The sequence below is a fragment of the Actinosynnema sp. NPDC023658 genome (assembly GCF_040639995.1).
Taxonomy (GTDB): Bacteria; Actinomycetota; Actinomycetes; order Mycobacteriales; family Pseudonocardiaceae; genus Actinosynnema.
Genome location: NZ_JBFAAX010001272.1, coordinates 1 through 1,424, shown reverse-complemented (window position 1 = coordinate 1,424; position 1,424 = coordinate 1). Strand labels below are relative to the sequence as shown.

Below are 1,424 nucleotides of genomic sequence, written 5' to 3'. Positions count from 1 at the left end.
ACCGCGCGGGAGCTGATCGCCACGCTGCCCGCCGAGCGCCCCGGTTACCTGCACAGCTTCGCCGTCACCGAGCGGCACGTGGTGCTGGCCATCTTCCCGCTCGTGGTCAACCCGCTGTCGCTGCTGCTGCGCGCCAAGCCGTTCATCGAGAACTACCGGTGGCGGCCCGAGCTGGGCACCCGGTTCGTGGTGTTCGACCAGCAGGACGGCACCGTGGTGGCCGACGAGCGCACCGACGCGTTCTTCGCCTTCCACCACATCAACGCCTTCGACACCGAGGGCGGCGTCGCCGTGGACATCTGCTCCTACCCCGACGCCACCGTGGTCGACGCCCTGTACCTGGACCGGCTGCGCGGCGACGCGGAGCTGCCGCTGGCCTTCGCCACCCGCTACGAGGTGGACTTCGGCGGCCGTGGGATCACGTCACGCCGGCTCACGGACGACTCGCTGGAGCTGCCCCGCATCGCCTACGGGTCGCACAACGGCCGCGACTACCGCTACGCCTACGGCGTGGGGGCGCACGAGAACGGCACGCAGGACTTCGTCAACCAGCTCGTCAAGGTGGACGTCCGGAGTGGACGGACGCTGAAGTGGCACGAGCCGGGCCGCTACCCGGGCGAGCCGGTGTTCGTGCCCGCGCCGGGCGCCCGCGCGGAGGACGACGGCGTGCTGCTGTCGGTGGTGCTCGACGGCGACGCCGGGCGGTCCGGCCTGCTGGTGCTCGACGCGGCGACGTTCGAGGAGGTGGCGCGGGCCGAGGTGCCGCACGCCATCCCGTTCGGCTTCCACGGCCAGTTCACCGCCCACCGGGCGGGTCAGCCGCCGATCGTCGGGGTCAGCCGTCGATCGTGATGACGCACCCGTCGCGGTCCACAGTCGGGACGTCCGGCTCGTCGAACCAGTGGCCGCCGTCCCCGAGGTAGCGGAACCGGTGCGTGCCCGGCGACAGGATCACGGTCACCGTGCGCGTGCCGTCGCGGCGGGGCACCAGCTCGTGCACGCCGGGCGTCCAGTCGTTGAACGTGCCGACCACGCTCACCGGCCCGCTCGGCCGGTCGAGGGGCAGCGAGAAGGTCACGCGGCGCTTGGGGCCGAAGAGGCGAGTGCTGCGGAGCATCGTTCTCCCTCGTGAGTCGATCTTGCCTTGCCTCCGGGGGCCCCAGCGTCCCGGTGCGGTGCCCGGGTTTCAAGCGGCACGCCGGTGCGCCGGCCGGACAGTCACTCGTCGGGGTGACGCGCGCTCGCGAACCGTCCACAGCGGACCGGCGAACGGGGGAGATCGAAGGGGGAGAGGGGATTACCCGCGCCTCTCTACTTTCAACTTATAGCGCACAGGGGGGCTTGTGGCAAGACCCCGATGATGCCCCAGAATCGCCGGGCCGTGAGCGGGCGGGGAGCCCGACGCGGTCGACGGGAGGGGTGAG

The 1,424-nt window shown here is 71.8% G+C and carries 2 protein-coding genes; one reads left to right on the top strand and one right to left on the bottom strand.

What is annotated here, in order from left to right; translation table 11 throughout:
- On the top strand, nucleotides 1-852 hold an 852-nt coding region (locus AB0G02_RS40185), incomplete at its 5' end, for a carotenoid oxygenase family protein (protein ID WP_360805787.1).
- On the opposite strand, the gene AB0G02_RS40180 is transcribed toward AB0G02_RS40185, so the two are convergent.
- Nucleotides 836-1,117 carry an isoamylase early set domain-containing protein gene (locus AB0G02_RS40180; protein WP_360805784.1) on the bottom strand — a complete coding sequence of 94 codons (282 nt, stop codon included), beginning with the start codon at nucleotides 1,115-1,117 and terminating at the stop codon, nucleotides 836-838. The two genes, AB0G02_RS40185 and AB0G02_RS40180, sit on opposite strands and share 17 nt — an antisense overlap.
- Nucleotides 1,118-1,424 lie beyond the last annotated feature (307 nt).